General features: G+C 74.0%; 15 protein-coding genes. 5 read left to right on the top strand and 10 right to left on the bottom strand.

The window, feature by feature from the left end:
• Positions 1-18: 18 nt before the first annotated feature.
• The 3 genes from VMF70_15935 to VMF70_15925 all read right to left on the bottom strand — a co-directional run bounded on the left by VMF70_15935 (position 19) and on the right by VMF70_15925 (position 4,215).
• Positions 19-1,581 (bottom strand): HEAT repeat domain-containing protein, encoded by a 1,563-nt coding sequence (locus VMF70_15935; GenBank protein HTT69516.1) that lies wholly within the window; start codon positions 1,579-1,581, stop codon positions 19-21.
• A gap of 187 nt (positions 1,582-1,768) precedes the next feature.
• Positions 1,769-3,832 carry a M56 family metallopeptidase gene (locus tag VMF70_15930; GenBank protein ID HTT69515.1) on the bottom strand — a complete coding sequence of 688 codons (2,064 nt, stop codon included), beginning with the start codon at positions 3,830-3,832 and terminating at the stop codon, positions 1,769-1,771.
• Positions 3,829-4,215, bottom strand: coding sequence for a BlaI/MecI/CopY family transcriptional regulator (locus VMF70_15925; GenBank protein HTT69514.1), 387 nt, complete (start codon positions 4,213-4,215; stop codon positions 3,829-3,831). The genes VMF70_15930 and VMF70_15925 overlap by 4 nt, the downstream gene beginning before the upstream one ends.
• 133 nt (positions 4,216-4,348) lie before the next feature.
• Here VMF70_15925 and VMF70_15920 point away from each other — a divergent pair, with 133 nt between their 5' ends.
• Complete coding sequence (locus VMF70_15920) at positions 4,349-5,338, top strand: hypothetical protein (GenBank protein HTT69513.1); 990 nt, start codon at positions 4,349-4,351, stop codon at positions 5,336-5,338.
• Between the two features lie 84 nt (positions 5,339-5,422).
• Positions 5,423-6,568 carry a glycosyltransferase gene (locus tag VMF70_15915; protein HTT69512.1) on the top strand — a complete coding sequence of 382 codons (1,146 nt, stop codon included), beginning with the start codon at positions 5,423-5,425 and terminating at the stop codon, positions 6,566-6,568.
• A gap of 70 nt (positions 6,569-6,638) precedes the next feature.
• On the opposite strand, the gene VMF70_15910 is transcribed toward VMF70_15915, so the two are convergent.
• The 5 genes from VMF70_15910 to VMF70_15890 all read right to left on the bottom strand — a co-directional run bounded on the left by VMF70_15910 (position 6,639) and on the right by VMF70_15890 (position 11,588).
• Entirely contained in the window at positions 6,639-8,693 is a 2,055-nt protein-coding gene (locus tag VMF70_15910; GenBank protein ID HTT69511.1) for a hypothetical protein, read from the bottom strand.
• Positions 8,690-9,388 (bottom strand): DUF305 domain-containing protein, encoded by a 699-nt coding sequence (locus tag VMF70_15905; GenBank protein ID HTT69510.1) that lies wholly within the window; start codon positions 9,386-9,388, stop codon positions 8,690-8,692. Before VMF70_15905 ends, VMF70_15910 begins: the two co-directional genes overlap by 4 nt.
• A gap of 148 nt (positions 9,389-9,536) precedes the next feature.
• Positions 9,537-10,007, bottom strand: a complete 471-nt coding sequence (locus VMF70_15900) for a DUF1801 domain-containing protein (protein ID HTT69509.1) — start codon at positions 10,005-10,007, stop codon at positions 9,537-9,539.
• Positions 10,004-10,828, bottom strand: coding sequence for an ABC transporter permease (locus tag VMF70_15895; protein ID HTT69508.1), 825 nt, complete (start codon positions 10,826-10,828; stop codon positions 10,004-10,006). The genes VMF70_15900 and VMF70_15895 overlap by 4 nt, the downstream gene beginning before the upstream one ends.
• Positions 10,785-11,588 carry an ATP-binding cassette domain-containing protein gene (locus VMF70_15890; GenBank protein HTT69507.1) on the bottom strand — a complete coding sequence of 268 codons (804 nt, stop codon included), beginning with the start codon at positions 11,586-11,588 and terminating at the stop codon, positions 10,785-10,787. The genes VMF70_15895 and VMF70_15890 overlap by 44 nt, the downstream gene beginning before the upstream one ends.
• A gap of 271 nt (positions 11,589-11,859) precedes the next feature.
• Between VMF70_15890 and VMF70_15885 the strand changes: the two genes are divergently transcribed.
• The gene (locus VMF70_15885; GenBank protein HTT69506.1) at positions 11,860-12,489 is read left to right on the top strand and encodes a DUF1707 domain-containing protein; all 630 of its coding nucleotides are present in this window, start codon (positions 11,860-11,862) and stop codon (positions 12,487-12,489) included.
• A gap of 28 nt (positions 12,490-12,517) precedes the next feature.
• Here VMF70_15885 and VMF70_15880 read toward each other — a convergent pair whose 3' ends face one another.
• Positions 12,518-12,808, bottom strand: coding sequence for an isoamylase early set domain-containing protein (locus VMF70_15880; GenBank protein HTT69505.1), 291 nt, complete (start codon positions 12,806-12,808; stop codon positions 12,518-12,520).
• Positions 12,809-13,088: 280 nt separating this feature from the next.
• On the opposite strand from VMF70_15880, the gene VMF70_15875 reads away from it, so the two are divergent.
• Both VMF70_15875 and VMF70_15870 read left to right on the top strand, forming a co-directional pair.
• On the top strand, positions 13,089-14,225 hold the full coding sequence (locus VMF70_15875) for a DGQHR domain-containing protein (GenBank protein ID HTT69504.1): 1,137 nt from the start codon (positions 13,089-13,091) through the stop codon (positions 14,223-14,225).
• Between the two features lie 31 nt (positions 14,226-14,256).
• The gene (locus VMF70_15870) at positions 14,257-15,882 is read left to right on the top strand and encodes a S53 family peptidase (GenBank protein ID HTT69503.1); all 1,626 of its coding nucleotides are present in this window, start codon (positions 14,257-14,259) and stop codon (positions 15,880-15,882) included.
• A 13-nt stretch (positions 15,883-15,895) separates the two neighbouring features.
• Here VMF70_15870 and VMF70_15865 read toward each other — a convergent pair.
• A partial coding sequence (locus tag VMF70_15865; GenBank protein HTT69502.1) for a metallophosphoesterase occupies positions 15,896-16,966 on the bottom strand: 1,071 nt, incomplete at its 5' end.

Below are 16,966 nucleotides of genomic sequence, written 5' to 3'. Positions count from 1 at the left end.
GGAACCGGCGCGACCGCGTCACTCCTCCGGGCCGGGGAACGGCCGCGGCTCCGGCATCGGCATCGGCTCGGGCCGCGGGTCCACGTGGCCACCGCCCAGGGCGCGCGCCGCGCGGGCGCGCACCTCGGGATCGCCGTCCTTCAGCGCGTCCACGATCGCCGTCCGCGCCGCGTCGCTGTCGAGCTGGCCCAGCGCCCACAGCGCGGTGCGCCGCACCCGCGACTCCGGGTCCGCGAGCGCGCTCTGGAGGGCCGGGACCGCGGCGTCGTCGCCGATCTGGCCCAGCGCCCACGCCGCCTTCTCGCGCACCCCGGGCGTGTCGTGGCCCAGCGCCCGCAGCAGCGCGTCCGGCGCCCGGTGAGGGCTGATCTGCCCGAGCGCCCACGCGGCGACGGTGCGCACCTTCTCCGAGCTGTCGCCCAGCGCCGCCGCCAGGTCCGGCACGCTGCCCGCGTCCTCGATCTGGCCCAGCGCCCAGGCGGCGGTGCGCCGCACCTCCTCGTCCCGGTCGCCCTTGAGCGCCGTGCCCAGCGGCCCGGTCGAGGACTTGTCCTCGATCTGGCCCAGCGCCCACGCCGCCTTGCGGCGGACCTCCGGCCGGTCGTCGCGGCCCAGCCGCTCGGCCAGGGCCGGCACGGCCGACGCGTCCCCGATCTGCCCGAGCGCCCATACGGCCGTTTGCCGCACGTCGTCGTCCCGGTCCGTCAGCGCACGCGCCAACGCCGCCACCGACCCCTTGTCCTCGATCTGTCCCAGCGCCCAGGCCGCCGTCCGGCGCACCCGCGCACTCTGGTCGCCGAGGGCCCCGGCCAGTGCCGGCGCGGCCCGCTTCGACTCCATCCGCCCCAGCGCTTCGGCCGCGGATACGCGCACCTCCTCGTCGGCGTCGCTCCGGAGCAGCCTGACCAAGGCATCGACCGCGGCCGTGTCCTCGAGCTCCCCGAGGGCCCGGGCCGCCGCCGCCCTGACTCCGGCGTCCGCGTCCCGCAACACGCCGCGCAGCGGCGCCGCCGCGCGCAGCGAGTCGGTGCGCCCCAGCGCCCACGCCGCCGCGAGCCGGACCTCGCCGGCCTCGTCGGTCAGCCGGCCGATCAGGGCGGTCACCGCCGCCCCCGATTCGGCCAGGCCCAGCGCCACCGACGCCGCGACCCGCGTGCCGGCGGCCGCCGAGCCCAGCAGCGGCACCACGGCGGCGTCGATCTGCGCCGCCGTCGCGCGGGCGATGAGCCGCGCCGCGATCCCGCGCACGCATCCGTCCGGGTCCTCGATGCCACGAGCCAGCAGACGAACCGCGTAGTCGGCGGGCCGCCGCGCAAACGCCCACCGCGTGATCCCGTTCGAGTCCGGCGGGTCGCCGGGCGTCCGCCAGCTGTCCGCTCCGCCCCAGCGATTCTCGAGTGCCTGCTCCGCCAGCCGGCACAGCACCACCGGTGCACCTCGGGCCGACGCTAGCACCCCCGCGGCCAGCGCCGAATCGTCCGCCGCCGCGGGCGCCAGACCGACACGCACCGCCGTCCTGCCGTGCAACCCGGCGCCCAGCGCGAGCGCGCCGACCACCGCACCGATCATCGATCCGTTCACGAGCGTCCTCCACGTCATGGGGAACCCCGTCGCTATGCTGACATTTCAGCACTATGCTGAATATTCAGCATTGCTGGGTGGATGTCAAGCGGGGGCTGGGGCCGGCGCGGGTTCCGGATACGGAGCCGCCCGGGGAGCGGGGCTCACCCGGGCGGGAGGCAGGCGGCCGGCGCCGTTCGGCGTCGCGCTAGCGGTTGAGCGGCATGGGCCACGGCCAGGGCCAGGGGTTGCCGCTGCTGCCGCCCAGGGCGCGCGCCGCCTGGGCACGCACCTCGGGATCGGAGTTCTTGAGCGCGTCGAGGAGCGCCGCGCGCGCTTCGGGCGCATCCATCTTGCCGAGCGCCCACATGGCGGCGCGTCGTACCTCGGACGCCGTATCGTTGAGGAGCGGGACGAGGCCCGGCGCGGCGCGGCCGTCCTCGATCTGACCCACGGCCCACGCGGCGCGCAGGCGGACGGCCGCCGACGGGTCGCGCAGGGCGGCCACCAGCGCCGGTGGCGCGGGCGACGCGCCGATGGTCCCGAGCGCCCAGGCGGCGCGGCCCCGCACCTCGGCGCTCGCGTCGCCGAGCACGGCCGCCAGGCCGGGCACGGCCGCGGAATCGTCCACCTGGCCCAGCGCCCACACCGCCATCGCCCGCACGTCCTCCGACGCGTCGCCGCGCGCGGCGGCCACCAGGGATGCGGTGGCGTCACCGCTCTCGATCTGGCCCAGGGCCCATGCCGCCATCTCCCGTACCACCCCCGCCGCGTCGCGGCGCAGGTGCGCCGCGAGCGCGGTGACGGCCGCATGCGCTTCCTGCCGGCCGAGGGCGTAGGCGGCATCCACCCGCACGGCCGCGACCGAGTCCTCGAGCGCGCCGAGCAGCGCCGCGAGCGTCCGCGGATCGAGGCTGTCGTCCGCCGCGCCGCCGGTGAGCGACGTCGCGGCCCGCACCGCCGCGACCGGCAGGGACGCGGGCGCTCCGGTCGTCGCGGACACCGACGTCGCGATGCCGACCTGCGTCGCGACCGTCGTCCGCTGCGCGACCGTCGTGTCGGTGCGCGTCTCGGCATGCGCCGTCGGCGCCGGGGCCGCGGGCACCGACCTCGGCGCGCCCTGCGCCAGCGGCGTCGGCTCGGGGGCGCCGGCCGGCGGCCCCTGGGCAAGCCCCATCGCCGCGACCGGCAGCACGACGGCGAGCGCGACCGCGGCCAGCAGCGCAGCGAGCCGGCGCGACGGCGGCGCACGACGCGCGCCGCGCTCCAGGATCGCGAGCATCCGGCCCTCGAACTCGCGACGCTCCGCCATCGGGAGGGCGACGGCCGGCGAGCGCATCGAACCGGCCAGACACGCGATCTGGAGCAGGTGATCAGCGTACTCGGAGGGCCGGGTGCCCACTTCCAGCACCAGGTCGTCGCACGCGCGCTCGCTCTCCAGGCGCAGCCGGCGGGCGGCCACCCAGAACAGCGGATGGAACCAGTACAGCGCGCAGCCCAGACGGCTCAGGATCGTGAGGGCGAGGTCGGAGCGGCGCACGTGCGCCAGCTCGTGGCACAGCACGGCCCGGCGCCGCTGCTCCGTCCACGCGCTCGCCGCTGCCGGCAGCACGATCGCCGGATCGAGCACGCCGCACACGATGGGCATCAGCACGGCGTCGCTCGCCAGCAGCCGCGGCTCCCGCGGCAGCCCCAGCCGGTCCGCCGCCTCGATGAGCGGCTGCCGCCAGTCGGCCGACGCGAGCACCACCGCGTGGCGCCGGACCCGGCGCACGAGCACGGTCCCGCGCACCAGGCGCAGCAGCACCACCAGCGCGCCGGCGGCCCAGATTGCCGCGATCCACCAGGCGGGAGACAGCCGCTGCAGGGACCACGACCGCACGGACGGGCGGCTCGGGCCGCCCGCGTCCGCCGCGGAACGGGGGCTCGGCGCGAGGCCGGGCGCGGGCGCCAGCGGCACCGCCGCCCGGGCGAACGACGGCGAGCGCAGCCCCGAACCCGCCGCCGCCGGCGCCGCCGCCGCGGGCACCAGCCCCGCCGGGACGCGCAGGACCGCGAGCCGCCACGGCAGCACCAGCGAGACGACCGGGACGGCGAGCACCGCCACGATGCCGCCGCCCCACACCAGGTGCCGCAGGCCCGCGGAGGCCCGGCGCACCGCGGCCGCGGCGAGGAAGACCGCCACCAGCAGCAACGTGCCCTTGGCCAGGCTCCCCAGCGCCCACGCCACGCCCTGGTTCGCGAGGAGCTGGAGGAGTCCCGTGGCGCTCATCGGCCCTCCTCGCGGGCCCGGCGGATCTCCCGGGCGAGCCGCTGGATCTGCTTCTCCGACAACTCGAGATCCGAGCGGCGCAGCAGCGTCACCAGCGCGTGATCGGCCGAGCCGTCGAAGAAGGTGTCCACCACGTGGTTGAGGGCGGCGCGCTGCGCCGTCTCCCGTCCCACGGCCGGCACGTACACGTAGCGGGGACCGTCCTCCCGGTGGCTCACGTGCCCCTTCTCCTCGAGGATGCGCAGCGTCGAGCGCACGGCCGAGTAGGTCGGCGGATCGGCGAGCTGCTCCATCACCTCCGCGACGGTGCCCTCCCCCGTCCGGTACAGCACGTCCATCACTTCTCGCTCGCGGCGGCTCAACGGGGGTCTGGCGGCACTCATGGCGGCGGCCTCGGGAAATGCTGAAATTTCAGCAGAAACTACCGGGGCGCCGGCGGCCTGTCAAGCACGGGCCCCGGCGGCCGGCCGAGGGTGCTTCCGCAACGGCGCTCGGGTAGTTTTGTTGGTAGTCTTCGTGACCGCACCAGAGCTGACCCGCTACGTCGCCGGCCTCGCCCGGGCGGTGGCCCTGCTGCAGCGTTCCCCGGACCCGGGGCAGCCGCAGAAGGACGCGCTGCGCGCCCTGGTGGATCTCGCGGCCGGGCGCTCGGCGACGTTCCGGTTCTACGGCGGCGAGCTGACGCTCGACGGGGTGGCGGTGCCGACGGGCGACCCGCGGCTGGCGGCGTTCGCCGAGCGCCTGGCGGCGCAGAACGTGGCCGAGATCGTGATCGCCAAGGGCGCCGGACCGGACGAGCTGCTGGCGCTGGCGCTGGGCCTGGCGGCGGAGCCGGGCTTCGGCCGCATCAAGGAGCGGCTGCGGGACGCGGGCTCGGCGCGGGTGATGGTCGTGCTGCAGCAGTTCGACCAGCAGTCGTCGGCCAGGACCGTGTCGGCGGCGTTCGAGAAGATGAGGTACGACCAGAGCGTCATGTCCGAGTGGAACAAGTTCCTCGAGCAGGGCACCCGGGCCGAAGCCGAGCGGGTGGCCGATGCGCAGGGCGACGGCACCGGCCCCTCGGTGCCGGTGGGCGGGCCGCCCCCCGCCGACGAGGACGGCCCCTTCACGGTGGGCAACCTCGAGATCATCGAGCCCGACCGTGCTGACGCCGCGCCGGCGCGCGAGGCGGAGCTGGAGATGATCCCTCCTCCGCAGCCGTCGGCGCGGCTGCCGCGACCGTCGGTGATCGAGGAGGCCAGCTCGCCGGAGAGCTGGCTCGGGGCGTTCGAGCGGAGCGTGAAGAACAAGTTCCCCGATCACTTCGGCGACCTGGGGGACTGGGGCTACCGCTTCGACAAGGCCACCGGCACCATCACGGCCGGCGACCTGCAGGGCCGCAGCAGCATCGCGATGTCCCTGCCCGCGGGCTACCTCGAGCAGTCCGCCTGGCTGCTGGCCGGCAAGCTCCTGGCGGAGCTGCGCAAGCGCGCCGAGGACGAGGGCGCCGTCCGCAAGCGGCGCTGAGCGAAGCCGTCGACCCGCCTCCGCACCGCCGGCCGGTGCGGAATTCGCACCCCGTTAACACGGTCGTCAGGCCCCCGTCAAAGCGTGACAGTGCACATCCTGCACGTGCTGTCACAGCACGAGGTGACAGGCGCCGAGACGTACGCGGCGACGCTGATCGCCGAGCAGGCGCGCGAGGGTCACCGGGTCACCCTGGTCTCCGACACGCTCAACACCGCGGTCGAGGCCGAGTACGTGCCCATGCGCATCGGCCAGCGCGACTACGCCCAGCGGCTCCGCAACGTGATGGCGCTGCGCGGGCTGATCCGCGCGCGCGCCATCGACCTGGTGCACGCGCACTCGCGGGCCGCCAGCTGGGTCTCGTTCTTCGCGACGCGCCTGTCGCGCGCCCCGCTGGTCTCTTCGCTCCACATCCTCCAGTCGCCCCACCTGTCCGCCCGGCTGTTCAGCGTCTACGGCGAGCAGGTGATCTCGGTCGCCGGCAACGTGCGCGCGCACGCCGTGCGCGTGCTCGGACTGCCGGAGCGCCGGATGCACCTGGTGCGCAACGGCGTGGACGTGCGGTGGATGTCCGCGGCGCCGAGCCGCGCGGCGGCCCGCCGCCGCCTCGGCCTGCCCGAGAGCGCCCCGGTGGTGGTGCTCGTCGGGCGGCTGTCGGGCCACCGCACCAAGGTCGCCCTGAGCGTGGTGGCGGAGGCGTTCCCTCGGATCCGCGAGCGGTTTGATTCGGCGCTGCTCGTCGTGGTGGGCGGGATGCGGATGCCGGACGACTTCCCGGCACTGGTGGCCGCGACCAACCGGCGGCTCGGGGCCGACGCGGTGCGCCACGTGGGACACCAGCGCGACGTGGTGCCGTTCGACGCGGCCGCCGACGTCGTGGTCGCCGCCGGCCGCAGTGCGATCGAGGCGCTGGCGTTGGGACGCGCCGTGGTGGCGACGGGCGAGGCCTGCCACGTGGGCATCGTCAGCACCGGGACGGTCGATCCCGCGATGGAGACCAACTTCGGCGACTTCGCCGCGGACGGGCCCCCGGAGCCGGCCCGCGTGGCCGACGACGTCGTCGCCCTGCTCGGAGACCCGGTCCGCCGCCAGGCGCTCGAAGACTGGGGCCGGGCATTCGCCCGGCACAGCTACGACGTGCGGGCCACCTGGACCGAGCTGCGGGAGATCTATCGCGAGGCCCTGGCCTTCAGGGCCGTGCACCCCGGCCTGCAGCTGGCGCAGACCTGAGGCCGCCCGAAACGGCACGCGGGGGCCCGGAGCGAGCCCCGGACCCCCGCGATGCTGCCTGCCGCCGGCGTCAGTGCGTCGCGCCCGCCAACTCCCTCACTTCCCACGCGAGCAGCTTGACCCTGGCCTGATCGGCCGCGGACGACGCGTCGCCGTCGAGCTGCGTGGCCAGCCGCGTGAGCGAATCCTGCCGCCGCCGCCCCGACTGCCGTTCGGCGCTCGCCAGCGCACTGCGCACCGCCCGCAGGCGCGCGGCCGCCAGGCCGTTGCCACGCTCCAGCTGATCGCAGTAGGCCCGCGCCACGACGAACGCCGCCGGCCAGACGATCCGCTGCTGGTCCTGCACGTTCAGCTGGTCCACGTGCACCAGCCTGGCGGCGTCGATCTCGTTCTGCGACAGCAGCGCGCTGGGCTGGAGGTCGAGGATGTCGAGCCCGCGCGCGATCTCGGAGCTCACGATGTGGCCGTTGTACCAGTAGGCCGACCACGAGCCCGCGCCCTCCAGCTTGGTGGAGTCCATCGGGCCGCGGTCGAAGAACGCGATCTCCCGGGGGTGCGCCGGGTCGGTCCAGTCGAACACCGAGATGCCGCCCTGGTACCAGCCCTGGGCCATGATGTCGCGGCCGGGCACCGGAACCAGCGAGCCGTTGTGCGCGACGCAGTTCTCGTTCGCGGTCTGCGGCGCCGGCATCTTGTAGTAGCTCTGGAAGGTGAGGGTCGTGTCGGCCAGGGTGAACAGGGCGTCGGCGCCCCACTCCTTCCGGTCGAACGAGCGGCAGCGCGGCTGCAAGCCGCCGCCCCACTCGTCGGTGAACAGGATCTTGCGGCCGTCGTTGCTGAAGGTGGCCGAGTGCCAGTAGGAGAAGTTCGGATCGGCGACCGCCGCGACGCGCCGCGGATTCGCGGGATCGCGGATGTCCAGCACCAGCCCGTAGCCGGCGCATGCGCCCCCCGCCAGGCCGATGGCCGGGTACGCGGTGATGTCGTGGCACTGCACCGGGCCCGGGCGCACGCCGCCGGGAAGCGTCGGACCGTTGAACATCCGGTCCACCATCGGCTGGAGCGAGTCCCGGAGCATGGCGCTGTCGGCGGCGGTCGGCGCGCCGGTGCCGCCGCGCAGCTTGACCATCGAATCGAGCATCCGGCCGGTGAACTGCGGCCCCGCCACCTGGTCCAGGCCGAACACCTTGACCACGAACGCGCCCTTGGCGCGCGCCGAATCCGCGACCCTGGCCGCGGCGGCGATGTCCTCTGGCGCCTCGGGGTGCGTCTCCGCGTGGGCCAGCCCGGAGAGGATCGCCGGCTTGGTCACCACCTGCGCCTGCTCCGGATGCGCCAGCGGCACCCGGATCACCTCGATCCTGAACTGCTCGCTCTTCGGGTCCTGGTCGGGACGCAGGCCCGAGCAGCCCGCCAGCTCGCTCGGCGAGCGCACCGGCGCCGATCCCGAGACGTAGATGAAGACGTCGGCGGTGTCGCTCGGCGAGGTGACTAGGGTGTGGGTGTGCGAGCCGCGGCAGGTCTGCACGTTGGCCACGAGCCGCGGATGCGCGACGTCGGTGATGTCGAGGATGCGCACGCCGCGCATCCGGTCCGCACTCACCGAGTCGTGCACCCCCTGGGTGCCGCAGTCGAGCCGGCCGCTGTTCGCCTCCACCGACACGAACAGCAGGTTGCGGTAGACCGAGACGTCGTTCTGCGCGCCGGGGCACACCAGCGAGCCCGCCAGCACCGGGTGGGCCGGCTGCGAGATGTCCCAGATCTGGATGCCGGAGAAGTTGCCCTGGACGACGTACTTCCCCGTGAAGGCCAGGTCCGAGTTGATGAAGTTGAAGTCGCCCGGCTCGTTGCCGTTCATGAACTGCGCCGGGGGCGGCGTGGTGGACACGAGCTTCAGGTTCCACGACGCCTCGGCGGCATTCATCCAGCCGGCGCGAAGGCCGACCCGCGGATCGGGGCTCGGGGCGGCGGCCCCCGCCATCTGCGCCCGCCCAACGCCGGTCGCGGCGAGCGACAGCGCGACGGCTGCGAGCGCCGCGAGCCGGGGCGGCAACGCCGCGCCGGCCCGGCCGGCGCGCGACGGGAATCCGGTGGTCTGGAGGACGGGCGTGCGCAGCGTGGTCATGGGCTCCTCTGAGCGGGTGGCAGTGCCGCGAGCATGCGGCTCATCCGGTCGATCTCCGCCGTCTGATCGGCGTTCACGTCGGTGGCGAACTGGAAGACGAAGCCGTCCTGGCCGGCGCCGGGCGCATTCATCAGCTGGGCCACCATGGTGAGCGCGCCCTGGTGGTGCTGGATCATGAAGGTCAGGAACAGCCGGTCGAACGCGGGGCCCCGGGCGCCGTCGAGCCGCGCGAGCTGCGCGCCCGTGAGCATCCCCGGCATCAGCATCGGCTGATCCATGCCGGGCATCCCGGGCATCGAGCCGCTCGTCCCGGCGGCGCCCATCCCCGACACCCGGCGGCTGGCCGTGGTGTCGGCGTCCGGCACCTCGAGCCCGTGCTCGCGGAGCCAGCGCGTCATGGCCGCGATTTCGTCCCGCTGCGAGATGCCGATCCGCTGGCACAGCTCGGCCACCGCCGGGCCGGCTCCGTGCGACGGCGCCCAACCGGCCATCAGGATGGCCTGCGCGTGGTGGACGATCATCCCGGACATGAAGCGGCGGTCGGCATCCGAGGGACGGACGGCGCCGCCCACCTGCGCCGTGGCCGCAGCCTGCGCCACGGCCGTCGCCGGCCCGACGCCGGCGCCGAAGGCCGCGACGATGGCCAGGCAGCCGAGCAATCCCGCCGCGTATTCTCGTGCCCGCGTGATGGTCATGGGAATGGTCCCGTGAAGTACGACGAATATTATCGCAATGAGTTTCGAACGGTAGCCGCCGCCCCTCGCGCCCCGTCCCGGGCGGGCCGCCCGCTCGACCGGCGGCGCGGCGCCCGGGCATGGGCGGGCCGGGAGGCGCCGCGCCGCATCACTTGCGGCGCGCGGCCCTCGCGACCGCGAGCCACTTCTCGAGCGGGACGGCGGCCACGATCTCACCGATGGTGCCGATGGCCAGGTCGTCGGCCTTGTGGAACCGGACGCAGGCCTTGCCCATGGCGAGCTTCTTGCCGGCCGCGCGGAAGCCCGCACGCAACCGCTCGCTCAGCTCCCGGCTCGCGTACACGCCCATCAGGTGCAGCGTGAGGTAGCTCTTCGGAGCGCCGAGCGCGGCATACCACAGCGGCCGGCCGGCGTCGGGGTAGCGATCGAGCGGCACCTGGTAGACGAGGAGGTTGCCGCTCACCGCCTCCTCGTAGCCGGCCGGAAGGTGGCGGCGCACCACGTCGCGGACCCGCGACAGCTCGGCGGCGGCGGCGGGCGGCAGGGAGGCGAGCCAGTCCTCGGGGCTGTGAGGCCGGCTCGCCGCCGCCTTGTGGGGCTTGCCGCGCGGCGGGGTCACCGCACCAGCCCCGGGTAGAGCCGGGCCGCGATCGCGAGCAGCACGGCGAACACGCCGGCCTGCACGGCGACGTCGGGACCCGCGCCGAACACCGCGTGCCCGCCGCGGACCATCAGGCCGCGCAGCGCGTCCACGAGGTAGGTGAGCGGGTTGGCGCGGGCCACCAGCCGCAGCCACGCGGGCATGATGGACAGCGGGTAGATCGCGTTGCTGGCGAAGAACAGCGGCATGGTGAGCACCTGCCCGATGCCCATGAACCGCTCGCGCGTCTTCACGACGCAGGCCACGATCAGCGAGAAGGTCGCGAACAGGGCCGACCCCAGCATCACGATGGCCGCGACCGCGAGCAGGGCCAGCGGCGAGAACCGCAGGTGGACGCCCATCACCAGGGCCAGCAGGTAGACGATCACGGCCTGCGTCAGGCCCCGGAGGCCGGCGGAGAGCGCCTTGCCCATCACCAGCGCCCCGCGGTACGCCGGGCTCACCAGCAGCTTGTGGATGATGCCGAGGTCCCGCTCCCAGATGGCCGCGATGCCGAAGAAGATGGCGCTGAACAGGACGCTCTGCGCGAGCACCCCGGGCGCCATGAACTCGATGTAGCTCAGCTCGCCGGTGGGAATGGCGCGCACGCGGGTGAACACCTGGCCGAACACCACCAGCCACAGCGCCGGCTGGACGGCGCGCGTCAGCAGCTCGGTCGGGTCGCGCGAGAGCTTGCGGACCTCGACCTCGGCGATGGCGACGCTCTGCCGCGCGAAGTCGAGGACCAGGCCCCCGTCAGTTGAGGCGGCGGGCGGTGCTGCGCGTGCGATGGACGTCACGGTAACTGCCTCCGGCCTCGATGGTCCCCCCGGCGATCTGCGCGAACACGTCGTCGAGCGTCGCGCCCGCGCCGATCCCGTCCTTCAGCGCCTCCGGCGTGCCCAGGGCCGCGACCCGCCCCTGGTGCATGATCCCGAGCTCGTCGCACAGGGCGTCGGCCTCTTCCATGTCGTGGGTGGTGATCAGAATGGCCGTGCCGCGCTGGCCTCTCAGCTCCTCGAGCCGCTCCCACACGGCGCGGCGGGCGAGCGGGTCCAGCCCGACGGTCGGCTCGTCCAGGAACAGCACCGTCGGCTGGTGCAGCATCGCCTGGGCCAGCTCCAGCCGCCGGATCATCCCCCCGGAGTACGTGCGAACCAGCTGGTCGGCCGCGGCCGCGAGACCCATGAAGTCGAGCGCCGCGCCGATCCGCTGCGGGCGCTCGCCGCGCGGAATGCGGTACAGCTTCGCCGACAGGGTGAGGTTCTCCCGGCCGGTGAGCCCCCCGTCGGCCGATACCAGCTGCGGCACGTAGCCGATGTGGCGCCGCACGTCGCGCGGGCGGGCGGACACCTCGAATCCCGCCACCCAGGCCGAGCCCGACGTCGGCGGGAGCAGCGTCGTGAGCATCTTGATCGTGGTGGTCTTGCCGGCGCCGTTGGGCCCGAGAAGACCGAAGATCACGCCGCGGCGCACCTGGAGGTCGAGGCGATCCACCGCCACCAGCGCGTCGAAGCGCCGCGTGAGCGCGGCGGCGGCGATGACGACGTCGGAATCCATGGGCGACACGTTACCGACACCGGGCCCGTTCACGCCACCCGCCGCGCGGCCGTGGTATACTTCCGGCTCACGATTTCATCGACCCGGACATGACTCCAAGGCTGGCGTCGCCCGCCGCGGGGCGCGGTGCTCCACCCGACGATGGACGCGAAGACCCGCCACCCGCCGGCGCGGTCGATGAACCGCCTGCTCGCCCGGACGGTGCAGGGCGCGCTCCAGCCCGACCGGGACGCGGTGCGGGCGTACGGCGAGCGATGAGCGGGGCAGCAGCGTGAGCGACGCCCGCCCGCCCGCGCCGTACGTCGACCCCGACGCGCGGGAGCGCGTCGTGGACGCGTTGACGCGCGCCTTCGCCGACGACCGGATCTCGGACGAGGACCTGGAGGCGCGGCTGGAGCGGGTGTACCACGCCCAGAGCGGCGCGGAGCTGGAGGCGATCGTGGCCGACCTGCCGTCGCGGGCGCCGGCTCGCGGCGACGCGGCGACCCCGGTCGCGACCGGTACTCCGCGGCGGATCGCGGCGCTGTTGTCCGGACAGGAGCAGCGGATGATGGGGGTCGTGCCCCGCGAGCTGGAGGTGCGCGCCCGCCTCGGGTACGTGGAGCTGAACCTCACCAAGGCGACCTTCGAGCCCGGCGAGACGGTGATCGACGTCCGCGCCTTCATGGGCTACGTGCAGATCCGCTTCCCCGACGGCGTCCGGGTGGAGTGCGAGGGTGGGGCGCTGTTCGGCTTCTTCGCCCTCGCGGGCGGCGCCACGGCGGACACCGCGCCGGCGACCCCCCTGGTGCGGGTGGTCGGGCGCGCGACGTTCGGCTTCGCCGAGCTGTTCGCCCTGCGGCGCGAGCCGCCGAGGCTGCCGGGCGGCGGCCCCCCGCGGCTCCCGGCCGCGGGACGCTGACCGCCCCCGGCCCCCCGCCTCCGCCGCCTCAGGTCACGACGACCGAGTTCTCGCTGCCGAACGGGTTGGGGACGTACTTGTCGGCCTTGGGGTCGTTCTCCCACCGCACGCCGTCCACCAGGTACCGGAACCCGAACTCGCGCCCCGACGGGAGGTCCACCGCCACGCGCCAGGTGCCGTCCGAGGCGCGGCGCATCGCCCTGGGTCGCTGCCACTCGGTGAAGTCGCCCAGCAGGTGGACGGCCGCCGCGTCCCGCTGCGGCAGGATGAACGTCACGCGCACGTGACCGTTGTTGGTGAGTGGCTTCTTGTTGAGCATGGCGGCCTCCGGAAGCGATGACGAAGCGGAATACGGCCTTCTACCCGGCCCGGCCGGCCGTGTGCCCCGCCTCCCGCTCCCGCTCGCCGCGCCGCGCGGCACTCCCCGGCGCGACGGGCGGTGGCGGAACCCGCCGCGGCGCGGGGAGTATCAGTTCGGATTCTCCGTCGCGCCCTCCCGACCCCCCCTCGGGCGCCGTCCGGCGGAGCCGGTCCGTTCCCGTCGTCACTTCGCCTTCGGGACGCTATCTTCACGGCTCCTCGCGACACCGGGGATTCGCATGCTCGCCACGCAGGTGCGGCAGAAGGACAGCGTCTTCTACATCGTGGCTTATCCGGCACAGGCCCTGCTCGACCGGGTGCGGTTCATCAGCCGCTACTACGGCGAAGGCGAGCAGATCGCGCCGGAGGAGGCGCCGGACGAAGACGACATCGGCAAGTTCATCGAGCGGATCGAGCGCTCGGAGCGCGCGTTCCAGCGCCCGCTGTCGCGGGCCAAGGTGCGCGCGATCAAGAACTTCTACGAGACGGCGGTGAGCCAGCCGCCGATCCCGGGCACGGTGCTGCTGTTCACGGCGGAGCGGCTCCGGTTCACGCCGCACGGCATGGCCGGCACGACCGGCGTGCTGACGGAGCCGGAGGGCAAGTACCTGGTGATCGACGGGCAGCACCGGCTCGCGGCGCTGCAGTTCTACCGCAACGAGCGCCCGGCGGAGGCGGCCACGGTGCACGTCCCGTGCGTCATCTTCGACGGCAAGTCGGAGGACTTCGCCACCGAGATGTTCGTGATCATCAACTCCACGCCCACGCGCATCAACAAGAGCCACCTGGTGGACCTGTACGAGCGCGTGTCCTGGGCGTCGCCGGACAAGAAGTTCGCGGCGAAGGTGGTGGAGCTGCTGTACTCGGAGGGCGACAGCCCGCTGCGCTACCGGATCAACCGTCTTGGCGGCCGGAGCAAGCAGGAGAAGTGGATCCTCCAGGCGGAGCTGTTCAACGAGATGCACCGCTGGGTGACGGTCCGCTGGCGCCGGATCGAGCGCACCGGGACCGACGCGCGGCACGCCGAGCGCTTCTACCGGGTGGTGCGCGACTTCCTCAAGGCCGCCGAGCGGGTGTGGGAAGACGCCTGGGGCCACGAGGCCTACGTGGTCACGGCGTCCGTGACGCTCAAGGCGATGATCCGGGTGTGCGCGGCCCTGGCGGAGGTCGACGCCGAGCCCGAGGACGGGCGGCCGGCCCGCTGGGCCGCGCGGCTCGAGCCGTGGACCGCGATGAAGCGCGACTTCCGCGCCGACGGCTTCTACGAGCGCTTCCCGGCCAAGGGGCAGGTCGAGCGCGTGGCCCGGGTGCAGCGCGAGCTGGCGCGCGCGGCGGGGATCACGCCGCTGGCGGCGCAGGCGGGGCGGAGTTCCTGACGACGGGCGCAACGACGCGCGGAGGTGAGCGATGAGCGGTGAGCGTGGACGGGCCAGGATCGCGGGCAGCGAGCGGGCGCCGCTGGCGGGGGCGAGCCGCGTCGGCCCGGCGGACGAGCGGGAGCTGATCGACGTCACGGTCCGGCTCCGCCCCGCCGTGGCGGCGAAGGCCCGGCAGGTCTACGCCGGGTCGAAGCGGAAGACCGCGCGGCGCCCGCTGACGCGCGAGGCGCTCGGGGCACTGGTCGGCGCCAGCTCCGCCGACGCCCGCAAGGTCGAGCGTTACGCGCACGAGGCCGGCCTCACGGTCGTCGAGGTCAGCCTGCCGCGGCGCAGCGTCGTGCTGCGGGGGAACGTCGCCGCGATGCAGCGGGCCTTCGGCGTGTCGCTCGAGTCCGTCCGGGTCGGGCCGCGCACCTTCCGGCATCGCACCGGCGAGGTCACGGTGCCCGACGACGTCGCGGCGCTCATCACCGGCGTCTTCGGGCTGGACGACCGCCCGCAGGCCAAGCCGCACTTCCGGCGGCGGGCCATCGACGGCGCCGCGACGCCGCACGCGGGGGCCACGCCCACCGCCTACCCGCCGACCCAGGTCGCCCAGGCGTACGACTTCCCGGCCAAGGCCACCGGCCAGGGGCAGTGCGTGGCGATCATCGAGCTGGGGGGCGGGTTCAAGGCCGCGGAGATCACCACCTACCTGAAGGGCCTCGGCCTCGGCCCGGCCGACGTCGTGGCGGTGAGCGTGGACGGCGCGCACAACGCGCCGACCGGCAACCCGGACAGCGCCGACGGCGAGGTCGTCCTGGACATCGAGGTCGTCGCCGCCGTCGCCCCCAAGACCAGCATCGCGGTCTATTTCGCGCCGAACACCGACCGCGGCTTCCTCGATGCCGTCACGACCGCGGTGCACGACACCCACCGCAACCCCAGCGTGATCTCCATCAGCTGGGGCGGGCCCGAGCCCTCGTGGACCGCGCAGGCCACCACGGCGTTCGACGAGACGCTGCAGGAGGCGACGGCCGCGGGCATCCCGGTGTGCGTGGCCGCCGGCGACGACGGCGCGACCGACGGCGTCTCGGACGGCCAGAAGCACGTGGACTTCCCGGCCTCGAGCCCGCACGCGCTGGCGTGCGGCGGCACCCGGCTGGTGCTCGCCGGCTCCTCGGTCACCGAGACCGTGTGGAACGACCTGCCGAGCGGGGGCGCCACCGGCGGCGGCTTCTCGGCCCTCTTCCCCGCCCCGTCGTGGCAGCTGCCCGCGCTCAAGACCAGCGGCCAGAAGAACCGCGGCGTCCCCGACGTGAGCGGCAACGCCGATCCCGAGACCGGCTACAAGATCCTGGTGGACGGGTCGTGGGGCGCGATCGGCGGCACCAGCGCGGTAGCCCCGCTGTGGGCGGGCCTGATCGCGCTGTGCAATCAGGCGACCGGGCGGCGGCCGACCGGTCTCGCCCAGCGCCTGTACGCCGCCGCGCCGCAGGGATTCCGGGACATCACGCACGGCAACAACGGCGGCTTCAACGCGGGCACGGGGTGGGACGCGTGCACGGGCCTGGGCGTGCCCGTGGGCAGCGGGCTGGTGACCAGTGTCTGGAGCAGCGCGAGCGGAAGCGGCGGATCGGGCGGCGGGAAGCGCAAGAAGAAGAAGAAGAAGTAGTAGTCGCCGCTCCTCACGATATCCGGTGGGTCTTGAGGTTCACGGACACCCTATCCTTGAACTTCGGGCCCTGCTTCGGTGACCGGAACTCGACCGTGAGCGTGGCGGCCGTGACCGTCACGAGCAGGTACCCGTAGGCGAGGATGGGCGGCTTCTCGAGCGTCAGGTCGCCCACGGTCTTCTTCCCCTTCACGTTGAGGCCGGACGGCTTGACGTTGTAGCCCCCGCTCCCCGCGACGACGTAAGGGATCTGGCGGCCGGCCACCCGGCGCGTGAAGCGCTGGTAGAGATGCGCGTGCCCGGAGAAGACGGCGTCCGGCCACAGGCCCCCCTTCGTGAAGCACGCATCGAGATCCGCGCTCAGGCCCGTCGCGCCGCCGTGCTTCGCGTCCACCGAGAGCGGCGGGTGGTGCACCGCCACGATCACGGCGCGTTCGCCCTTCTCCCGCGCCGGCCGGAGCCGCGCCAGCTCGGCCGTGAGGAACGCCAGCTGCTCGTCGCCGATCGGGAAGTGGCCGCCCTGCGAGGAGATGATGCCCGGCCCGCCGTCCAGCACGTTGCTGTACAGCCCGACGATGGAGACGAACGGCGCGTCGAGCGTGAAGTAGACGCCCGGCTGGGTCATCACGCTCCGCACCAGGCCCGCGCCGTCCGGCGACGGTCCGACCGCGGCCGCGCAGAAGTTCCTGAGGAACGCCTCGAGCGTGGCCGGCGCCGCCGGCGGCACCCCGAAGATCATCCCGTCGTGGTTGCCGGGAATGGCGAAGATGGGGCGGTCGTAGCCGCGGAACGGATCGTAGAACTGGTCGAAGTAGTACCGGCCCTCGCCGAAGCTGTAGACCACGTCGCCGAGATGGAAGAAGAACGCCGGCGCCGTCGTCCCGCCCTTCCTCACGTCGGCCGCCATCAGGTCGGCGACCGCCTCCTCGTTGGGGAGGTGGCTCTCCTTCGAGGCGCCGGTGTCGCCGACCGCGTGGAAGACGATCGCCTTGGCGGCGGTGATGCGCCGGACCTCGTCCGCGCCGACCACGTCCGCCAGGTCGATCCGCTGCGGGGTGGCCCGCGGCTTCGGGATCGGCTGCAC

The sequence above is a fragment of the Gemmatimonadales bacterium genome, assembly GCA_035502185.1.
Classification (GTDB): Bacteria; Gemmatimonadota; Gemmatimonadetes; order Gemmatimonadales; family JACORV01; genus Fen-1245.
Note: the sequence above shows the minus strand (reverse complement) of the source record. Positions and strands in the feature narration are given on the sequence as shown.

Bases quoted from the DNA above. Each gene is read 5' to 3' on its own strand.
- VMF70_15880 (HTT69505.1), bottom strand. From the start codon at position 12,808: ATGCTCAACAAGAAGCCACTCACCAACAACGGTCACGTGCGCGTGACG.
- VMF70_15875 (HTT69504.1), top strand. From the start codon at position 13,089: ATGCTCGCCACGCAGGTGCGGCAGAAGGACAGCGTCTTCTACATCGTG.
- VMF70_15925 (HTT69514.1), bottom strand. From the start codon at position 4,215: ATGAGTGCCGCCAGACCCCCGTTGAGCCGCCGCGAGCGAGAAGTGATG.
- VMF70_15910 (HTT69511.1), bottom strand. From the start codon at position 8,693: ATGACCACGCTGCGCACGCCCGTCCTCCAGACCACCGGATTCCCGTCG.
- VMF70_15890 (HTT69507.1), bottom strand. From the start codon at position 11,588: ATGGATTCCGACGTCGTCATCGCCGCCGCCGCGCTCACGCGGCGCTTC.
- VMF70_15870 (HTT69503.1), top strand. From the start codon at position 14,257: ATGAGCGGTGAGCGTGGACGGGCCAGGATCGCGGGCAGCGAGCGGGCG.
- VMF70_15905 (HTT69510.1), bottom strand. From the start codon at position 9,388: ATGACCATCACGCGGGCACGAGAATACGCGGCGGGATTGCTCGGCTGC.
- VMF70_15930 (HTT69515.1), bottom strand. From the start codon at position 3,832: ATGAGCGCCACGGGACTCCTCCAGCTCCTCGCGAACCAGGGCGTGGCG.